We start from the raw sequence: 16,120 nt of genomic DNA, 5'->3' as shown, positions 1-16,120 counted from the left end.
CGTCTATGACCGGCGGCAACCTCACAACAGTTAGCGTTGCGACTCAGGCACCTCGTCCTCGCCATCGCGGCAAAGAACTACACCCGCACTTCCCAGCAGCGCAGCCGCGATCAACGCACCGACCACGATAGAGGCAGCCCCACAAGACCCCTGCATACCCGCGACGAGCGCGGCCGTAGGACCAAGGCAACCAAGCGTCAATGCAACGGCGGCAACGGCGATATCTCGAGCGTTCACAAGACCACTTCCTCCACGAGAAAGACTTTGTTTCTCGTGACTTAGTGTGCCCCGCGCCCATATGCGCGGCGTACTGCCACGGTAAGCGCTCTGTTAACTCAAGCACGCACAAAAAACGGGCGCCCTTACGTTGCCCTAAAGCTCGGTAAAGACGCCCGTCCGCCAAATATCCGTGATGCAGAAAAATTACCAGCCAGTGTAGTAATCGGTGGTTCCGGCAGCGCAGCCGGAGTCATAGACCTTGCACTCGCCCTTGGACCCGGTAAACGTGGAGCCCTGGGCCTTATCGCCCGCGGCAACGACGTAGTAGCCATCGGAATCGCGCCAAAAGCCCTCGGCGTCCTGCGTCCATTCGCCCGTGCGGTGGTGATACAACACGTTGCTGCTGTAATAAGTCTCGCGGCGGCCGTTATAGTTATTGACGCCGCTCGAGCGCGTCAGGCCCGAGCCGTTCGCGTAATACGCAGCAGACGCGTAAGACGAGCCGGAGCCGGCGTTGTAATACGAAGCCTGAACGGCCTCAGCGGCCTCGGCTTCGGCTGCGGCAGCCTCGAGCGCCTCGCGCTTGGCATCCTCTAGCGTAGAGCGAAGCTCGTCGAGCTCGGTCGACTTGGCGTCGACCTCCCCCATCGTCAACAGGCTACTCGCGCCGTCGATGCAGCCCTGCAACACAGCGCGCTCGTCATCGGTAGCATAGTCGCCATACATATTCATAATGATCTGAGCGCGCATCTCCAGGGAATCGCGCTTCGCCCCCATCGAGGCGTTCCACTCCTGCATAGAGCCATAACCGTCACCGCGGTAGTCGACGGGCTGCACCAGCGTCGCCTCGGACGGCGTAGATCCGACCGTATCGGATAGTGTTGCCGCGTGGGCATCAGTTGCGCCGACGCCCGCCAAAAGTGCCACGGTCAGAGCGGCGGAAAGGGCGGCGGCTTTCGGTTTTCGTGAATCGATCCTCATGTAGCTGGAAACCTCCGTAGTGTGTTTTTGCTGCGTTTGGGCTGCGTGTGATTCGATCGCGCTGCATAGTACCCCGAGCAAATCGCGACCTGCGGTTTTACTCAAAAGGCGCACGTCAATTGCGTAAAACTCACATCCTCTCAACAGGAGTTTTCCACAACTCGAATGCATAAAGCGTGTCAAAAACCCTGTTTTTGCGCCCTCTCTATGCAAAAAAGGCGCCTGTGCAACTATTGTTCGCACAGGCGCCTTGAGCAGGCATTTTATGCAGTTATACCTATCGAGTCGCAAGGGGTCCTTGCACAAGTCGCCTTACTCGTCCAGCGCGGCGAAAGCCTGCTTCAGATCCCAAATGATATCCTCGGCGTTCTCGGTACCGATGGAAAGACGGATCGTGGAGGGCGTGATGTTCTGCTCGGCGAGCTCCTCGGCAGAGAGCTGGGAGTGTGTGGTGGTAGCCGGGTGCACGACGAGCGACTTGACGTCGGCCACGTTGGCGAGCAGCGAGAACACCTGCAGATGATCGATGAACTTCCAAGCTGCCTCCTGGCCACCCTTAATCTCAAAGGTAAAGATCGAGGCACCGCCGTTGGAGAAGTACTTCTGATAGAGCTCGTGATCGGGGTGCTCAGGCAGGCTCGGGTGATTCACCTTGGCAACATGGCTGTCACCAGCCAGGAACTCAACGACCTTCTTGGTGTTCTCGACATGACGGTCAACGCGCAGCGACAGAGTCTCGGTGCCCTGGAGCAGGACCCAGGCGTTGAACGGGCTGATGCAGGCGCCCTCGTCACGCAGCAGGATGGCGCGGACATAGGTTGCGAAGGCGGCGGGACCGGCAGCCTCGGCAAACGAGACGCCATGGTAGGAGGGGTTGGGCTCGGCGATCTGCGCATACTTGCCGCTCGCCTTCCAATCGAAGTTACCGCCGTCGACGATCACACCGCCCAGCGAGGTGCCGTGGCCGCCGATGAACTTGGTTGCGGAGTGGACGACGATGTTGGCACCATGCTCCAGCGGACGGAACAGATACGGGGTGCCGAAGGTGTTGTCGACGACAACCGGTAAACCGTGCTTCTTGGCGATCTCGGAGATGGCGTCGATATTGGGGATGTCGGAGTTGGGGTTGCCGAGCGTCTCGAGGTAGATGACCGTGGTGTTGTCCTTGATGGCGCCCTCGACCTCGTCCAGGTTGTGGGCATCGACGAAGGTGGTCTCGACGCCAAACTGGGAGAGCGTATGCTCCAGCAGGTTGTAGGAGCCACCGTAGATGGTCTTCTGAGCCACCACATGGTCGCCGGCCTGAGCGAGCGCCTGCAGGGTATAGGTGATGGCGGCGGCACCAGAGGCGACGGCAAGACCTGCCACGCCACCCTCAAGCGCGGCGATGCGGTCCTCGAAGACGCCCTGGGTGGAGTTGGTCAGACGGCCGTAGATGTTACCGGCGTCGGCAAGACCAAAGCGGTCGGCGGCGTGCTGGGAGTTGCGGAACACATAGCTCGTGGTCTGGTAGATAGGCACAGCACGGGAGTCGGATGCAGGATCGGCGCTCTCCTGGCCAACGTGCAGCTGCAGGGTATCGAAACCAAAGGTGTGCTCGGGGTTGTTGATGAACTGGCTCATGATGATCTCCTTGATCGAATAAAAGTAATAAGAGTAAGAGAAGTAAGTGGCTGTCTCCTGATCACGCCGACGGGCGCAAACAGGAGCCCGGCATTCGTCTTGGTAAGCAATTCATATGCGGGCCTCCTTTCGCATCCCGGTTCCGTGGTCGGCTTAATTACCTACCGCCTTTGTGTGTTTTGAATAGTACGAGCATCGTCTCCCCGGGTCAATCACTTAAAAGCGCTAATCTGTTATCGGTTTTGTAGATAGCACTCGAAAGGATGGGCGCCGATGACCCTCCAACAGCTTCGCTTTTTGATCGCCGCTGCAGAGTCCGGTTCGATCAACGCCGCAGCCCAGCGCCTCTATACGGCACAGTCCAATATCTCCAATGCCGTCAAAAGCCTAGAGCAGGAACTTCATATCGAAATCTTTACGCGCTCTAGCCGCGGTGTTGCACTCACCAACGACGGCACCGAGCTTTTGGGTTATGCACGCCAGGTCGTAGAGCAGGCCGACATGCTCGAGGCCCGCTACGAGGACGGCGGTACACCTCAGGCCCGCCTTGCCATCTCGGCCCAACACTACGCGTTTTCGGTCGAGGCCTTTGTCAACGTGGTCGAGCGCTGCCGCGACAGCAAGTTCGAGTTCATCATGCGCGAGACCACCACAGCGCAGATCATCGACGACGTGCGCGCGTTTCGCAGCGACATCGGCATCCTCTATCTGGACGACTTTAATACCCGTGTCTTGCAGAAGGCCTTTACCGATGCCCGAGCGAGCTTTCATCCCCTCTTTGATGCGAAAGTCCACGTGTTCGTTAGCGAGCGTCACCCGCTCGCACGCCGCCCTCAGCTGTCCCTTGCCGACCTCACGCCCTATACGCGCTACAGCTTTGAGCAGGGAACCTCGAACTCCTTCTATTACGCCGAGGAACCTTTTAGCTATATCCCTTGCGACCGCAACATACGAATCTCGGACCGTGGAACACTTACCAACTTACTTATCACGTCGAACGGTTACACCCTGTCGACCGGTGTCCTCTCCAATGAAATGCAATGGGGTATGGCATCGATCCCGTTAGCAGACGCCCCAACGATGCACGTAGGCTATATCATGCACGACGAGCGCAAGCCCTCTCCCCTCTTGCAGCAATACCTCGACGAACTTAACCGCATCATCCATGCCAACTAACTGTCAGAAGACGAGGTAGAAATCGTAGATTGCTAGCCCCCGGCGGGCATGGCGCTACAATGGTCACTCACACGAAACGTACCCAATGAAAGGAAGCCCGTGAAGGTCATCATCTATACCGACGGCTCGGCCCGATCAAATCCGGGACGCGGCGGCTACGGCGCCGTGCTCAAATACACCAACCCCGCCGGCAAGACCTTCACCTCCGAGCTTTCGCGCGGCTACGCCAAGACCACCAACAACCGCATGGAGCTCATGGCGGTCATCGTGGCGCTCGAGGCGCTCAACCGTCCCTGCGACGTCGAAGTCCATTCCGATTCGCAGTACGTCGTCAACGCCTTCAACAAGCACTGGATTGACGGATGGAAAAAACGCGGCTGGAAGACTGCCAACAAGCAGCCTGTCAAGAACCGCGATCTGTGGGAGCGCCTGCTCACCGCAAAGAGCAAGCACAAAGTGGAGTTCATCTGGGTTAAAGGCCACGCCGGTCACGAGCTCAACGAGCGCTGCGATGAGCTCGCCACCACCGCGGCCGACGGAGCCAACCTCGATATCGACACCGGCTTTAGCGAGAGCGACCTGTAACGGCGTTTTCGCACGCTATTTCCTGCCCCCTCGCGCTACACTCATCCTGTAAACCGAACGGCCCGAGGGGGATACATGCTGCGTATAGCGACCATCGGCACATCCATGATTACCGACGACTTTATCCAGGTCGTCAACGCCAACGACCAAGCTGCGTTTGTGGGCACGCTCTCGCGCGATGCAGATCGCGGCGCCGCCTTTACTGCCGAGCACGGCGGCGAACGCAACTTCACCGCACTCGACGAGCTCGCTTCCGCCAACGACGTCGACGCCGTCTACATCGGCAGCCCCAATGCACTCCATCACGAACAGGCCCTTGCCTGCATCGCCGGTGGCAAGCATGTCATCGTCGAGAAACCCTTCTGCGCCACCGAAGCGCAGGCGCTGGAAGTCTTCCGCGCTGCCGAGGCAGCAGGTGTCGTGGCCCTCGAGGCCATGCGCCCGCTCCATGACCCCGCTTTCCACGCCGTCGAAGACGCCCTGGGCGAGATTGCGCCCATTCGTCGCGCCTCACTGCGCTTTGGCAAGTATTCTTCGCGCTATAACGAGGTTCTCGCGGGGCGCGCCACCAATATCTTCGACTGCCACATGGCCTCGGGCTCCCTCATGGACATTGGCGTCTACACCGTCGAGCCCATGGTCGAAATCTTCGGCATGCCCTCCGGTCTTACGAGCATGACTACCCTGCTCGATCCCACCACGCGACAGCTCACGCACGGCCCCATCGACGGCTGCGGTTCCATCCTCGCCGGCTATGGCGGAGGCCGCATCTCCGTCGAGCTCGCGCACTCCAAAATTACGAATGACCTGCTGCCCTCGCAGATCGAAGGCGAGCGTGGCACTATCCAGATCGACCATCTGTCCACGCCCCGCAACGTCCGCATCGACTATCGCTGCGATGTCGTACGCGGCTCAGCGACCGAGGCACCGCGCGAACAGGGCGAGAACGGCCGCGTGCTCGACCTGCCCAAATCGAGCAACACTATGGAATACGAACTCACAGACTTTATCACCGCCATCGATGGCATCGATAACGTTAAGGAAGAGATTTGGGAGACCCCGGCGGGACGCCACGAGCTTGGCCACTACCGCGATGTCACGCTCGTCTCGCTGCGCATCATGGATGCCGTGCGCCAGCAGGCCGGCATTATCTTCCCGGCCGACGCAGGCAAGCAGGCATAGCGATGGGTCTCTTCGATACGTTCTTCTCCAGCGTCACCGGCGGCAGTCGAGAACCCCAAAAACCATCAAACGTCGAGCTCGAGCTGCGCCGCAGACTTACTGTGCTCGCAAGCGACAAGGCCACTCTAGACACTCCCCTGCGCTATTTCCTGCGCTGGGCGGGGCAAGTCCAAGGCGTTGGCTTTCGCTTTACCAACGCCAACCTCGCGCAGGCACGCTCCCTCACCGGCTGGGTGCGTAATATGGAAGACGGCTCAGTCGAGATGGAGATACAGGGAGCTCCGGCAAACGTCCTATCTCATCTCGAGGCGCTTCATGCCTCCTACGAGCGCATGGGAACACGTTTTCGCCTCGTAGATGCCCAGGCCCGAGCCCCACTTGCCAATGAAGACGGTTTCACACCTCGTTATTAGTATTGTGTGCTAAATACGGTATCATTTACCTACGACCGTTGATAGAAAAGAGGCGAGGCGCATGGCGGTGCAAAGAAGGAATACCAGGCAGCGAAAGCTGGTTCTTGACGCCGTGCGCCAAAGCTATAACCATCCCACCGCCGACGAAATCTACAACGTCGTGCGCGCGCAGGATGACAAAATCAGCCGCGGTACGGTCTACCGCAACCTCAATCTCTTGGCCGACGCCGGCGAGATCCTCTCCATCAAGACGCCGGGCGGCAGCCGCTTCGATCGCACGATCGAGCCGCATGCGCATATCATCTGCACCTCGTGCAGCCGCGTCATCGACGTACCGCTCCCCTTCGATGCCCAGCTCGACGCCAAGGCGTCCGAGCAAATCGGCTGGAACGTCACGTCGCACTACACCATCTTTGAGGGACTCTGCCCCGACTGCCAGTAGTCTTTGAGACATGCGTGCAAATCTACTTGCCCATCCGCTACAGCAAACAGCACATTTCTAGGTATGTCCCGAAAACCTACTCGGCGAGCAGACGGCGCAGTTCTTCTTCGACCGTGTGCACGTAACGGACACGGTCATTGACACCGCGCATGCTGGGATTGCAGCTCTCCATTAGATAAGGATGGCCCACCACGTTGAGCATGTCGCGGTCGTTTTCGTTATCGCCAAACGCCACCATTTCGTTAGGTGAGATCCCCAGCGCGCGACCATAATCGGCAAGCGCGGACCCCTTGCCCGAACCGAAACCGATAAAGTCCGTCCATTCGGTTCCCGACGTCATCACGTCGACACGGTCGCCAAAGAGGCGCTCAAAATGCTCCAGCGCGGCCGGCTGATCCACCTCGGGCGTCTGGAAGGCAATCTTAATGACGTCCTCGTCGATGTCCTCGGGACGGTCGACCACCGCCACATCGCAGTGGACCTCATAGCGCAAATGGTCGACGAACGCATCGTTGCCGCCCATGGTGTAGAGGTGCCCCTCGCACGAAAGGGTCACGTCGGCATGGGGATACGCAACCACGGCATTCGCGATATCCATAGCAAGGCTGCGCTCCATGGAACGCTTGACAACGGCACGTCCCTCGCTCATCACCAGGGCTCCGTTTTCGCATACATAGGCGAGCTCATCGGCCACCGGGGCAAACAGGTGGCGCAAGCTCGCATATTGACGGCCACTCGCCGGCATAAACACGATACCGCGACGATGCAACTCATCGATAAGCTCAAAGGCCTCAGGACGCGGCTCGCGCTCCCCCGGATGCAGCAACGTGCCATCCAAATCGCATGCAATCAGCTTGATTCCCTCAAGACCCATACGCTTCCCCAAAGCCTCCTATCAACAGCAAGACGGACCTTGATTGGTCGCCCCTCAAAGCCCGTCTTGCGCATACGCGCGCTTAGCCGCGCGTCTTTTTTACGATGGTAAAGTCCGGAGCCATGCTCACGACGACCTCCGCCGCACTCGACGCAAAGCGCCGGCTGGCATCGAGCTCGCGCGTGACCACTGAGAGCCGAACACCCTCGACACCCCGGAGCATGCGGCCCAAAACAGGCTGCACCGGCGTATACATGCGCACGGTATGCTCGTCCGAGTCGCCTCGGAAGAGCGGCGCATGCATGTTGCCGATCTCCCAGCACGCATGCGCGAGTGCAATCGGATCCATGCGGTCGACTTCGACCAAATAAACCTCGGCGCTGCGCAGGCGCACGACAACCGCCACGGGCACCACGCCCGAACGGTCGATGGCGAGCACGTCGCCATCGACAAGACGACCGCCGTCGGCAGTATCCAGCCGAACATCGACCGTGCGCCCCAGCTCCGTCGCGCCCACAAACGCACATACATCGGCCTGGTCCCAATCGAGCAGCAGCTCATCGACCTCAAAGACACCGCCCAGCTCCCGGCGAAGCAGGAGTTCATAGGACGGATCGTTGAGATTTCCCAAGCATGTCGTCGAAACCAAGCGTTCAGGCATACTCTAACCCTCGACCTCGACGAGCTCGATATCAAAGTTGAGGTCCTTGCCGGCCAGCTCGTGGTTGGCGTCGAGCGTCACAGCCTCGGGCGTCACGTCAATGACGACGGCGGGGACGGGCATACCGCTCGGCGTGGACAGGAAGAGCTTCATGCCCTTCTCGATCTGCTCGATGTTGGGAACCTGCTCGGCCGGGAAGGTAATAACCATCTCGGGATTGTGCTCGCCGTAGGCATCGGCAGCCGGGATGTGCACGGTCTTCTTCTCGCCCACCTGCATGTCGACAACAGCGGCGTCGAAGCCCCTGATCATCTGACCGGCGCCGCAGGTGAACTCCAGCGGCTCGCCGCGATCGTAGGAGCTATCGAACTGCGTGCCGTCGTCGAGCGTGCCGCGATAATGGGTCTTGACCTTCTTGCCCTGGTTGGACATGGTAACCTCCGTGATAAGGGCGGCGCACAACGCAGGCCGCCGTGAACATATGGCGCTAACTATACCCTAGTCATACAATTCAATGACAGTTTGCAAAGAAACGCTGCAACCGGAGGAACCATGGCATATCCCGTATTTGACCTACACTGCGACACCGCCGACCGAATCGGCTGGGCCACGCTCGATCTCGACCTGCGCTTTACCGCCGGCACCGACGGTTATTTCCCCGGCGACGAAACGCATCCGCAAGATTTCGACCTCATCGAGGGCAACGCCTGCGCCATCTCGCTCGCAAAGATCGGCAACACGCCGTGGGCACAGTGCTTCGCCACGTTTGTCCCCGACGAGATTCCCACCGCCCACGCCGCGCGCTTCCAGGCGCAAATCATGGCGCATATGAGCGGCCAGGCAATGCTCAACCACGACCGCATGGTCAACGTACGCAGCGCCGCAGACATTCGCCCCGCGCTCAAGGACGGTAAGGTCGCTTGCATCCACACCATCGAAAACGCCACGTTCTTTGCCGAGGACCCCACACTGATCGAGGTGCTCAAGAGCTTGGGCGTGCTTATGTCGTCACTCAGCTGGAACGCGCAGGGACCGCTCGCGAGCGGACACGATACCCACGCCGGCCTCACCGCCGCCGGCATCGAGGCACTTACGCAGATGGAGCACGCCGGCATGGTACTCGACGTCTCCCACCTCAACGATGAGTGCTTTGACGAGGTTGTCGCCCACGCCACGCGCCCCTTCGTCGCCAGCCATTCCAACTCCCGTGCGGTTTGCGGCGTCAAGCGCAACCTCACCGACGACCAGTTCCGCACCATTCGCGACATGGGCGGCATCGTCGGCCTCAACTACTGCAGCGAGTTCCTATCCAACGACGCAACCGACAAGACCGCCGCAGACGTCACCTTCGACCAGCTGGCGGCACATATCGAGCACTGGCTCGACCTGGGCGGCGAGGACGTCATCGCGCTCGGCGGCGACTGGGACGGTGCCACGGTGCCCGCTTTCCTCTCCGATGCCAGCATGATGCCCGAGTTCCAGAACATGCTTTCCAAGCATTTTGGCAAGACCGTGATGCAGAAGCTCTGTAGCGACAACGCGCTTGCCTTCTTTGAGCGTTATTAATTTCACATCCCTTGAGCGGGCCGGCATGCCGAACGGTCGACATGCCGGCCCGTCCCCAATCTGAAGGACCGCTTTTGACGCAGCAATTTACGATTTCCATATCCCGACCGGATGGGACGCCCATCTCCGTCGTCGTTACCAAAAAGCGCGTCAAAAACTTCAACCTACGCGTCACATCAAGCGGTGAGGTCCACGCCAGCGCACCGCTCGGCGCCAGCCGCGAGCGCATCGAGGCATTTGTGAAGCGCAACAGCACCTGGATTGTCAGCCGACTTGCCAAGCGCGAGCAACATCAGGCGACGGCGCGAGAGCCGCTCAGCACCTCGTCCGTCATTGCACTTTGGGGCAAGCCCATCACGGTACAGGACGCACTCGATCACAACTTTGCATCACCCGCGCCGCGGCCCAAGCAGGCCACCTTCGCAAGCTTTATGGGTACCGACGAGCCAGACGAACGTCCGCAGGCCAAGTGGAACGCGCCCCTCGACGGCTTAACGCCCAGTGAGATCCAAGCCCATATTGACCAGCTCTATACGTCCGAAGTCACATCGGCGCTGCGGTATATGGTGCACGCATACGAAATCGCAATGGGTGTCGCCGTTTCCCGCGTTTCCGTGCGCAGCATGAAAACGCGCTGGGGATCATGCACGCCCAAAACCGGCGCCATTCGCATCGCACGAGAACTTGCTGCCTACCCCGTCGAGTGCCTTGACATGGTTGTCGCCCACGAGCTCGTCCACTTGCTCGAGCCAAGCCACAATCAGCGGTTTCACGCCCTGCTCGACACGTACTGCCCCAACAATAGAGCACTGTCCCAGCGGCTCAAGCAGCCACCCATAGAGACATATTAGAACCGGTTAGCGCACGCGCTCGATCTCGACACCGCAGCTTGCCAGGGGAAGACCGACGGGCGCCCAAGGCTTATCGAGCTTAACGCGCACGCCAAGCAGCAAGGGGTAACGACGCAGCAGCATCGAGGCCACACCCTCAGCTGCAGCCTCGATGAGCTTAAACGTATGCTCACGCAGATAGCCATCGACATCGTGGCACACCGAGCCATAGTCAATCGAGGCGTCCAGGTTATCGTGCTCCCCCGCTGCACGCAGGTTGGCATAGAGTACCAAGGACACGATGAACTTCTGGCCCAGCGCGTTCTCTTCGGGATACACGCCATGGTTAGCAAAAACCTCAAGACCTTCAACGGTGATGCGGTCGGCATGGCGAAGGTCGTCATAGCTCACGTGGGGCACCGCCGTTGCGGTGGATATTTCGCCCCTTCCACGGCGGGCGAGCTCGGCGCCTTCAGTCTTGGTTGCATTCTCGGGCAGTTTCTTGTTGCTCATCGCGATCGTCTCCTTCGTTTAGAACCCCGACCGCGCAAACTAACTACACGCGAATCGACAGGTTCTTTTTATCATCGCTCCAGTTGCAAGCATTGCGCGCGGGGCATGCAAAGCAGGCGCGCGACGCTTTGTCGGCTGCATAGAGCAGACGCTCAAGCGGTTGGCTGTTCACGCGCAGCTTTCGATGGCCCAGAATGGCCGTCTTAATGGCTGCGGCATCGGCCGGCTCAAACGCCACGTCATCGGACATGCCGCCGAGAATCGCATCAGCGACGCGTTCGCTTGCAACATCATGGGATATACCCGATTCATACTGTTCATCTTTGCCGATATCGTGAAGAAGTGCCGTGGCGTAGATGACCTCGCGGTCAAATTCGAGCTGCTCCTCGAGATTCTTGATCCACATAATGCGAGAGACATCGAGCAGATGGTCAATACCGTGGCGGCAGAAGATGCGCCCCGATTCCAACTGCGCAATGTTGCCCAGATGCCGCCGGAACAGCCCGTTGGCACAAATGTAATCAATGCGAGGCATGGCACCAAAGGGGGCCAAGCCCGAAGCCATAAAGCCGCGACGCGACGTCCCCTCATCGGTCTTCGATGCAAAGTCGTTGACGACTCTCATAGTTAGCGTCCCAGCATCCTAAAGAAACGCTCCTCGAGCGCGGGATCGGTCTCAAAGACGCCGCGGCGAGCGAGCGTCACGGTCTTGGTGCCAGGCTTTTGCACGCCGCGCATGGTCATACACATATGCTCGGCTTCCATGAGCACAATCGCTCCCTGGGGAGCGAGATAATTCATGAGAGCGTCGGCAACCTGCGCACACAGCTGCTCCTGCAGCTGTAGACGGCGGGCATAAACCTCAACCGTGCGGGCGAGCTTGGAAAGCCCTGCGACACGGCCGTTGGGGATATAGCCAATGGCAGCCTTGCCGTAAAACGGCAGCAGATGATGCTCGCACAGCGAGTAAAACGTGATGTCGCGCTCGATAACCAAATCGTTCGAAGCGACGGCAAAGGTTTTGGACAGGTGCTCCTCGGCACTCTGGTCCATACCACCGGCGATCTCACCATACATACGGGCAACGCGCGCCGGGGTCTCCAGCAGGCCCTCACGAGTTGGGTCCTCGCCTATGCCCTCAAGCAACAGCTTAATGGCGGCCTCGACTTTTTCCTGATCGACCATCTGGGCCTCACTTTTCCGATTTTGCGTTCGCGCTATGGTACCACGCCCTTTGGCATCGGCCACAAGCTACATAGTATGGGTCGAATAGACCGGATCGTCCCGCCAAAGCTCCACAGCGTCGCAAAGCGCAACGCCCTCGCGCACAGCACGGGCGCGCGTGGCGTTCATATCGATCACACGCTGGTTACTCGAGCCCCTAAAACGCAATGAGATATCGTACAGATCCTGAACAAACGGGCCATCCACCAACATATCGAGGCAGGCAAGGATACGGTCCGTCGCCTCGGTATGGTGACGACCACCCGGCATAAGCTCCTCGAGCACGTCGCCGGTAAAGCACCAAATGGTCTTGCCCGACCCCGCGGGATAGGCCGCACGCACGCGTTCGATAAAGTCAACAAGCCCCGCCTGATTCTCGGGCTCCATGGGCTCGCCACCCAGAATCGTCAGGCCATCGATAAAGGGATGATCGAGACTCTCGATAATTTTGTCCTCGACGGCGCGATCGAACGGCTCGCCCGCAGCAAAGTCCCACGCGACGGAGTTAAAGCAATTCTTGCACCCGCGACGGCACCCGCTCACAAACAGAGAAGTACGAACGCCTTCCCCATCAGCAATGTCGAAATACTTAATGTTCGCGTAGTTCATAGGTAACTCTCCCGGGAGGCCGGGACATATCATCCCGTCCTCAAACATTCTCGGCCTTCGGCCTGCGAAACTGCGGGCGGGACGATATGTCCCGGCCTCATGCAAAGGGTAACTCAATGAACGAAGCGAACATCGAGTATAGGGTTCGAGGTCCAATAAAAACTGGGTTGTGGCTCAACTGCCATCACAAGTAAATCACAGCTGCAGCTCGAATTATTTCCGCTAAGAACTTCGAGGTGTGAGCAGGCCACGCGCTGCATCTCAGAAACGTCAACCTAGCTGAACCGAGAGGGCCGCTTGGGCTTTTGCTCGATATGAGTTCCGCACGCAAAGAAGGCCACTTAATGTGGCCTTCGTCTTGCGCAGGACTGTCCGAAATAGCGAGCAAATGCCCAAGCGGCCCTCTCGGTTCAGCCCCGGAGCGGTTATTAGAGATGCAGCACGCGGTCGCGGATCTCCTCGGTTCGACCCTGGTTCCAGAACTGGGTACCGATGTAACCGCACGTGCGACGGGCGACGTTCATCTTCTCCTGGTCACGATTGCCGCAATTGGGGCACTCCCACACCAGCTTGCCGTCATCCTCGACAATCTTGATCTCGCCGTCGTAACCGCACACCTGGCAATAATCGCTCTTGGTGTTGAGCTCGGCGTACATGATGTTGTCGTAGATGTACTGCATCACGCGAATGACAGCCTTGAGGTTGTCCTGCATGTTGGGAACCTCGACGTAGGAGATGGCACCGCCCGGCGAAAGCTGCTGGAACATACCCTCGAACTTGAGCTTGTCGAATGCGTCGATCTCCTCGGACACGTGGACGTGGTAGCTGTTGGTGATGTAGCCCTTGTCCGTCACGCCCGGGATGATGCCAAAACGACGCTGCAGGCACTTGGCGAACTTGTAGGTCGTCGACTCAAGCGGGGTACCGTACAGCGAGAAGTCAATATCGCTTTCGGCCTTCCACTCCGCGCACTTGTCGTTCATGCGCTGCATGACGGCCATGGCAAAGGGCGTGCCCTCCTTCTCGGTGTGGCTGTGGCCCGTCATGTACTTAACGCACTCATACAGGCCGGCATAACCCAGACTAATGGTGGAGTAACCGCCCACGAGCAACTTGTCGATCGTCTCGCCCTTCTTCAGGCGGGCGAGGGCACCGTACTGCCAAAGAATCGGTGCGGCATCCGAAAGCGTACCCATCAGACGCTCATGACGGCACAGCAGGGCGCGGTGGCACAGCTCAAGGCGCTCGTCGAAGATCTTCCAGAACTTATCCATGTCCTGATGCGAGCTCAGCGCGACATCGGGCAGGTTGATGGTCACAACGCCCTGGTTAAAGCGACCGTAGTACTTGGGCTTGTTCGGGTCATAGTTCAGCGCGTTGGCCACGTTGTTAAATCCGTTACCGGAGCGGTCGGGCGTCAGGAAGCTGCGGCAACCCATGCAGGTATAGCAGTCGCCGTTGCCCGCGGTCTCGCCCTTCGACAGCTTGAGCTCGCGCATCTTCTTCTCGGAGATGTAGTCGGGCACCATGCGCTTGGCGGTGCACTTCGCAGCCAGCTGAGTCAGGTAGAAGTACGGGGAATCCTCGTGAACGTTATCGTCCTCGAGCACGTAGATGAGCTTGGGGAACGCCGGGGTGATCCACACGCCGGCTTCGTTCTTAACGCCCTCATAGCGCTGACGAAGCGTCTCCTCCACGATCATGGCAAGGTCATGCTTCTCCTGGGGCGTACGGGCCTCATTGAGATACATAAAGACCGTCACGAACGGCGCCTGGCCATTGGTGGTCATAAGGGTCACGACCTGATACTGAATCGTCTGAACGCCGCGACGGATCTCGTCACGCAGGCGGTCCTCAACAACCTCGCGGACCTTTTCGGGAGATGCGGAAACGCCGAGCTCCTCGAGCTCGCGGGCGACCTCGCCGCGAATCTTTTGACGGCTCACCTCAACAAAGGGGGCAAGATGGGTCAGCGAAATCGACTGGCCACCGTACTGGGAGGAAGCAACCTGAGCGATGATCTGCGTCGCGATGTTGCAGGCAGTCGAGAAGCTGTGCGGCTTCTCGATCAGCGTGCCCGAAATAACAGTACCGTTCTGGAGCATATCCTCCAGGTTCACCAGGTCGCAGTTATGCATGTGCTGGGCAAAGTAATCCGAATCGTGGAAATGGATCAGGCCCTCATTATGGGCATCCACGATCTCTTGAGGCAGCAGCACACGCTGAGTCAGGTCCTTGGAGATCTCGCCGGCCATGTAGTCACGCTGAACGGAATTGACGGTCGGGTTCTTGTTGGAGTTCTCCTGCTTGACCTCTTCGTTATTGCACTCGATCAGCGACAGGATCTTGTCATCGGTCGTGTTCTTCTGGCGCTTCAGGCTCTGAACATAGCGATAGATGATGTAGTGGCGGGCAACCTCGTAGCAGTCGAGACGCATGATCTCGTCCTCGACCAAATCCTGAATCTCCTCGACCGAAACAGTGTGGCCCGCGTTCTCGCATGCCTCGGCGACGTTTTGCGCCGCGTAAACCACCTGGCGGTCGGTAAGACGAGAGCTCTCCTCGACCTCCAAGTTTGCGGCACGGATGGCATTGACGATCTTATCGATGTCAAAGACAACCTCGGTGCCGCTGCGCTTGATGATCTTCATCCTCTTGCCTCTTTCGCATCGTAGCCTCATCGCGCTTCAGAGCCAAACGATACCCGGCAGGGCTTGCCCCTGTCTTGCGGCGCCGTCGCGCAATCTGTGTTCTCGATAAACCATAAGTCCTCATGCGGACAATCCTCGCGGCCGATCAAGCGGCTCAAAGACGTGTCCAAATGGGGCGAATAAGGTTCTCGTTCTCTGTCCGCCATCTATCATACGACAAAGAGGCATCTATATCCTGTATTCTTTTTTTAGGTCAAACACAACATATAGTGTTTCAGCAGGTCAAAGCAATTAGTCATTTTGCAGACGCATTAAAAATGAGGGGTTCTTGGGAAGTCGGTAAAACGTTACCAACACGGCTACCTGCATGGCAGTTATAAAACCCCCTTAGTCAAGCCGCTGACAAATCCTACCAAAACCAAGCCGCTCACGCCAAAAGAATCCAAAAGATTATGCTTGACCAACATGTTGCGGTCACGGTCGGCCAGGACGGGTAGTGTCGAGAAAGTTGGTGTAAGGGCCCTTGCGGCCCCTGTGTCCGATATCCGGAATCAGTTGATATCCTAGGCCG

General features: G+C 58.8%; 18 protein-coding genes. 7 read left to right on the top strand and 11 right to left on the bottom strand.

Features of this window, described 5'->3' with window-relative positions; all coding sequences use genetic code 11:
* Nucleotides 1-30 precede the first annotated feature (30 nt).
* From GPK39_RS03265 to GPK39_RS03255, 3 genes are all read right to left on the bottom strand, one after another.
* Complete coding sequence (locus GPK39_RS03265) at nucleotides 31-237, bottom strand: hypothetical protein (RefSeq protein ID WP_117745854.1); 207 nt, start codon at nucleotides 235-237, stop codon at nucleotides 31-33.
* Nucleotides 238-423: 186 nt separating this feature from the next.
* Nucleotides 424-1,200 (bottom strand): hypothetical protein, encoded by a 777-nt coding sequence (locus tag GPK39_RS03260; protein WP_117745853.1) that lies wholly within the window; start codon nucleotides 1,198-1,200, stop codon nucleotides 424-426.
* A 312-nt stretch (nucleotides 1,201-1,512) separates the two neighbouring features.
* Nucleotides 1,513-2,823, bottom strand: a complete 1,311-nt coding sequence (locus GPK39_RS03255; RefSeq protein ID WP_215673749.1) for an O-acetylhomoserine aminocarboxypropyltransferase/cysteine synthase family protein — start codon at nucleotides 2,821-2,823, stop codon at nucleotides 1,513-1,515.
* A 273-nt stretch (nucleotides 2,824-3,096) separates the two neighbouring features.
* Here GPK39_RS03255 and GPK39_RS03250 point away from each other — a divergent pair, with 273 nt between their 5' ends.
* The 5 genes from GPK39_RS03250 to GPK39_RS03230 all read left to right on the top strand — a co-directional run bounded on the left by GPK39_RS03250 (nucleotide 3,097) and on the right by GPK39_RS03230 (nucleotide 6,621).
* Entirely contained in the window at nucleotides 3,097-3,999 is a 903-nt protein-coding gene (locus GPK39_RS03250; protein ID WP_215673748.1) for a LysR family transcriptional regulator, read from the top strand.
* Nucleotides 4,000-4,047: 48 nt separating this feature from the next.
* The gene (gene rnhA / locus GPK39_RS03245) at nucleotides 4,048-4,584 is read left to right on the top strand and encodes a ribonuclease HI (RefSeq protein ID WP_215673747.1); all 537 of its coding nucleotides are present in this window, start codon (nucleotides 4,048-4,050) and stop codon (nucleotides 4,582-4,584) included.
* Nucleotides 4,585-4,659: 75 nt separating this feature from the next.
* Nucleotides 4,660-5,766 (top strand): Gfo/Idh/MocA family protein, encoded by a 1,107-nt coding sequence (locus tag GPK39_RS03240; protein WP_215673746.1) that lies wholly within the window; start codon nucleotides 4,660-4,662, stop codon nucleotides 5,764-5,766.
* A 2-nt stretch (nucleotides 5,767-5,768) separates the two neighbouring features.
* On the top strand, nucleotides 5,769-6,179 hold the full coding sequence (locus GPK39_RS03235) for an acylphosphatase (RefSeq protein ID WP_215673745.1): 411 nt from the start codon (nucleotides 5,769-5,771) through the stop codon (nucleotides 6,177-6,179).
* 61 nt (nucleotides 6,180-6,240) lie between these two features.
* Entirely contained in the window at nucleotides 6,241-6,621 is a 381-nt protein-coding gene (locus GPK39_RS03230; protein ID WP_215673744.1) for a Fur family transcriptional regulator, read from the top strand.
* 76 nt (nucleotides 6,622-6,697) lie between these two features.
* Here the strand turns inward: GPK39_RS03230 and GPK39_RS03225 are convergent, their stop codons facing one another.
* The 3 genes from GPK39_RS03225 to GPK39_RS03215 all read right to left on the bottom strand — a co-directional run bounded on the left by GPK39_RS03225 (nucleotide 6,698) and on the right by GPK39_RS03215 (nucleotide 8,588).
* Nucleotides 6,698-7,495, bottom strand: coding sequence for an HAD-IIB family hydrolase (locus tag GPK39_RS03225; protein ID WP_215673743.1), 798 nt, complete (start codon nucleotides 7,493-7,495; stop codon nucleotides 6,698-6,700).
* Between the two features lie 82 nt (nucleotides 7,496-7,577).
* Complete coding sequence (locus tag GPK39_RS03220) at nucleotides 7,578-8,156, bottom strand: urease accessory protein UreE (RefSeq protein ID WP_215673742.1); 579 nt, start codon at nucleotides 8,154-8,156, stop codon at nucleotides 7,578-7,580.
* Nucleotides 8,157-8,159: 3 nt separating this feature from the next.
* Nucleotides 8,160-8,588 (bottom strand): FKBP-type peptidyl-prolyl cis-trans isomerase, encoded by a 429-nt coding sequence (locus GPK39_RS03215; protein WP_215673741.1) that lies wholly within the window; start codon nucleotides 8,586-8,588, stop codon nucleotides 8,160-8,162.
* Nucleotides 8,589-8,708: 120 nt separating this feature from the next.
* On the opposite strand from GPK39_RS03215, the gene GPK39_RS03210 reads away from it, so the two are divergent.
* Both GPK39_RS03210 and GPK39_RS03205 read left to right on the top strand, forming a co-directional pair.
* Nucleotides 8,709-9,722 (top strand): dipeptidase, encoded by a 1,014-nt coding sequence (locus GPK39_RS03210; RefSeq protein ID WP_215673740.1) that lies wholly within the window; start codon nucleotides 8,709-8,711, stop codon nucleotides 9,720-9,722.
* A gap of 74 nt (nucleotides 9,723-9,796) precedes the next feature.
* Complete coding sequence (locus tag GPK39_RS03205; protein ID WP_215673739.1) at nucleotides 9,797-10,573, top strand: M48 family metallopeptidase; 777 nt, start codon at nucleotides 9,797-9,799, stop codon at nucleotides 10,571-10,573.
* A gap of 6 nt (nucleotides 10,574-10,579) precedes the next feature.
* Here the strand turns inward: GPK39_RS03205 and folB are convergent, their stop codons facing one another.
* The 5 genes from folB to nrdD form a co-directional block, all read right to left on the bottom strand.
* Nucleotides 10,580-11,065, bottom strand: coding sequence for a dihydroneopterin aldolase (folB, locus tag GPK39_RS03200; protein WP_215673738.1), 486 nt, complete (start codon nucleotides 11,063-11,065; stop codon nucleotides 10,580-10,582).
* A 43-nt stretch (nucleotides 11,066-11,108) separates the two neighbouring features.
* Nucleotides 11,109-11,690 carry an HD domain-containing protein gene (locus GPK39_RS03195; RefSeq protein WP_215673737.1) on the bottom strand — a complete coding sequence of 194 codons (582 nt, stop codon included), beginning with the start codon at nucleotides 11,688-11,690 and terminating at the stop codon, nucleotides 11,109-11,111.
* 2 nt (nucleotides 11,691-11,692) lie between these two features.
* Nucleotides 11,693-12,250, bottom strand: coding sequence for a GTP cyclohydrolase I FolE (gene folE, locus GPK39_RS03190; protein ID WP_215673736.1), 558 nt, complete (start codon nucleotides 12,248-12,250; stop codon nucleotides 11,693-11,695).
* 66 nt (nucleotides 12,251-12,316) lie between these two features.
* The gene (nrdG, locus tag GPK39_RS03185; protein ID WP_022094398.1) at nucleotides 12,317-12,898 is read right to left on the bottom strand and encodes an anaerobic ribonucleoside-triphosphate reductase activating protein; all 582 of its coding nucleotides are present in this window, start codon (nucleotides 12,896-12,898) and stop codon (nucleotides 12,317-12,319) included.
* Between the two features lie 428 nt (nucleotides 12,899-13,326).
* The gene (gene nrdD, locus GPK39_RS03180; protein WP_055309732.1) at nucleotides 13,327-15,549 is read right to left on the bottom strand and encodes an anaerobic ribonucleoside-triphosphate reductase; all 2,223 of its coding nucleotides are present in this window, start codon (nucleotides 15,547-15,549) and stop codon (nucleotides 13,327-13,329) included.
* Nucleotides 15,550-16,120 lie beyond the last annotated feature (571 nt).

It is taken from the genome of Collinsella aerofaciens (assembly GCF_018785245.1).
Lineage (GTDB): Bacteria > Actinomycetota > Coriobacteriia > Coriobacteriales > Coriobacteriaceae > Collinsella > Collinsella aerofaciens_AD.
Note: the sequence above shows the minus strand (reverse complement) of the source record. Positions and strands in the feature narration are given on the sequence as shown.